The sequence below is a fragment of the Sphingobium xenophagum NBRC 107872 genome, from assembly GCF_000367345.1.
GTDB classification, from domain to species: Bacteria; Pseudomonadota; Alphaproteobacteria; order Sphingomonadales; family Sphingomonadaceae; genus Sphingobium; species Sphingobium xenophagum.
Window position 1 is genome coordinate 1 of sequence record NZ_BARE01000118.1, and the last position, 2,637, is coordinate 2,637.

The following is a 2,637-nucleotide window of genomic DNA, read 5'->3' on the forward strand; positions in this document are numbered from 1 at the left end:
CAATAGATGCGTGTCCAACAGGCGTGAATCTTATGATGGAATTTTAGTTGCAAGCTCAAACGGGTATCGACGAAAGGCCGCCCCTCGTGGAGCTGGTCTATCGCCTCGAGGGCTATCGGCCGGACGCAGATTAATTGCGTCAGGTTTTTTACGCGCTCACTGCCTGGGAGGGTATCCATCCGGCGGGCCCCGCCTTGCGGTGAAGTAGGCGATCACTCTTAAGGGCGCTCTCGAGAGCGCACTCAGGAGCGGTAGATGCGGCAGATCACTGTGATGCACGGGCCGGAGCGTCGGCGGCGATGGAACGATGAAGAACGGCTGCGGATTTTGGCCGAAGCCTTCGCACCGGGGGCTTGCGTGGCTGACGTGGCGCGATTGCACGACATTTCGACGGCCCGGATTTACACATGGCGCGCTAAACTGCGTCAACAGATCGCAGTACCCGAGTTCGCCGAGGCGGTGGTGGCTTCTGAAGAGCCGGGTGATCTGGTGATGTCAGCGCCTGTCATCGTTGTGGAACTGGGCAGCAGAGGTCGCGTCAACATTTTTGCGGCAGCATCGCCTGATCTGGCGGCGGCCACGCTGAAGGCCTTGCGATGATCCCAGCGGGTGCGCGGGTGTGGATCGCGATGGGGCACACAGATATGCGCAAAGGGATGCAAGGGTTGGCGCTTTTGGTACAGCAAAGCCTGAGCCGCGATCCGCATGGTGGCGACCTTTTCGTATTCCGCGGACGGGCTGGCGCGTTGATCAAGATCATCTGGCATGATGGCGTCGGTATGTCGCTTTATGCCAAGCGGTTGGAGAAAGGGCGCTTCATCTGGCCCTCGGCGAAGGATGGCTTGGTGTCGCTGACGGCTGCGCAGTTGGCCTGTCTTCTCGAAGGTATCGACTGGCGTAACCCACAACATTCCTGGCGGCCTGAGAGAGCCGGATAGGGCAGCATTTTTAGCGGTTTCCTGTGTATTTTTTGCTTCAAAAGCGCCGCATTATGTGATTCCATCATGGCCGTGGATACGGCCGTTTCGCCTCTGCCGAACGACATTGAAGCGCTGAAGGCGCTGGTTCTGGAGGCGACCCTGCTGGCCAACGTCGCCACGCAGCGTGCGGCGGAAGCCGAGGCGCGGTTGGCCAATGCCCAGGCACAGGCCAGCGCCACCGAAGCCCTGATCGCGCACCTCAAGCTGCAGATCGCCAAGCTGCGGCGCGAACAATATGGCCCCAGCGCTGAGCGCAGCCGCCGCCTGCTCGACCAGATGGAGCTTCAGCTTGAGGATCTGGAGGCCGACGCCACCGAGGACAACCTAACCGCCGCAGCCACGGCCGAGAAGGCAGCCACCGTTGCCGCCTTCGAACGCAAGCGCCCTGTCAGGAAGCCGTTCCCAGAACATCTGCCGCGCGAGCGGGTGGTCATCCCGGTTCCATGCTCCTGCCCGGCGTGCGGCGGCGAGCGCCTGTCCAAGCTGGGCGAGGACGTGACCGAGACGCTGGAAGTGATCCCGCGCGCGTGGAAAGTCATCCAGACGGTGCGCGAGAAATTCTCGTGCCGGGACTGCGAGAAGATCATGCAGCCGCCAGCGCCGTTCCATGTCGTGCCGCGCGGTTGGGCGGGGCCTAGCTTCCTCGCGATGTTGCTGTTTGAGAAGTACGGCCAACACCAGCCCCTCAACCGCCAAGCGGACCGCTTTGCCCGTGAGGGCGTGCCACTTAGCGTATCGACGCTCGCCGATCAGGTCGGGGCTGCCGCGTTCGCGCTGATGCCACTGTACCGGTTGATCGAGGCGCATGTTCTTGCTGCTGAGCGATTGCACGGCGACGACACCACGGTGCCGGTCATGGCCAAGGGCAAGACTGTCACCGCAAGGTTATGGGTCTATGTGCGCGATGACCGACCATTTGCCGGTAGAGACCCGCCTGCCGCGTTGTTCCACTATTCGCGTGATCGACGTGGCGAACATCCGAGGGCGCATCTCGCGGCGTGGTCAGGGATTTTGCAAGCCGATGCCTATGGCGGTTATGGCGAGCTTTACGCCGCCCACCGCCAGCCTGCCCCCGTGCTGGAAGCGGGTTGCTTTGCGCACGCGCGCCGCAAATTCTTCGAGCTGGCCGATGTCGAGGGCGCAGCCCGCAAGAAGAGCCGGGGCGAGCGGTCACGCCAGATCTACCCAATCGCGCTGGAAGCCGTGCAAAAGCTCGATGCGCTGTTCGACATCGAGCGCAGCATTAACGGCAACAGCCCGAGCGAACGGCTCGCCGCCCGACAGGAGTTCAGCGCACCGCTGATGGTTGAACTGCACGATTGGCTGACCGCCCAATTGGCAAAGCTGTCGCGCAACCACGACTTGGCCAAGGCGATCAACTACATGCTGCGTCGCTGGGACGCGTTCACCCGCTTCCTCGACGATGGCCGGGTCTGCCTGACAAACAATGCTGCGGAACGCGCACTTCGCTGTGTGCCGCTGGGCAGGAAAGCCTGGCTATTTTGCGGCTCTGACCGCGGTGGCCAGCGCGCGGCAGTCCTTTACACCCTGATCCAGTCCGCCCGGCTGAATGATGTCGATCCGCAGGCCTGGCTGGCCGACGTCCTCGCGCGCATCGCCGATCATCCGGTACGCCAACTCGATCAGTTGCTGCCAT

The 2,637-nt window shown here is 62.6% G+C and carries 3 protein-coding genes; all 3 read left to right on the forward strand.

Translation table 11 applies throughout. From position 1 onward, the window contains the following. The first annotated feature begins 255 nt into the window (after positions 1-255). Positions 256-600 (forward strand): IS66-like element accessory protein TnpA, encoded by a 345-nt coding sequence (gene tnpA, locus SX1_RS22080; RefSeq protein ID WP_019054845.1) that lies wholly within the window; start codon positions 256-258, stop codon positions 598-600. Then, a complete protein-coding gene (gene tnpB, locus SX1_RS22085) occupies positions 597-938 on the forward strand; it encodes an IS66 family insertion sequence element accessory protein TnpB (RefSeq protein WP_019054846.1) in 342 nt (113 codons plus the stop codon). Before tnpA ends, tnpB begins: the two co-directional genes overlap by 4 nt. A 72-nt stretch (positions 939-1,010) precedes the next feature. After that, the coding region (tnpC, locus tag SX1_RS22090; RefSeq protein WP_026150059.1) for an IS66 family transposase at positions 1,011-2,637 on the forward strand (1,627 nt) is incomplete at its 3' end.

Bases quoted from the DNA above. Each gene is read 5' to 3' on its own strand.
- tnpA (WP_019054845.1), top strand. From the start codon at position 256: ATGCGGCAGATCACTGTGATGCACGGGCCGGAGCGTCGGCGGCGATGG.
- tnpB (WP_019054846.1), top strand. From the start codon at position 597: ATGATCCCAGCGGGTGCGCGGGTGTGGATCGCGATGGGGCACACAGAT.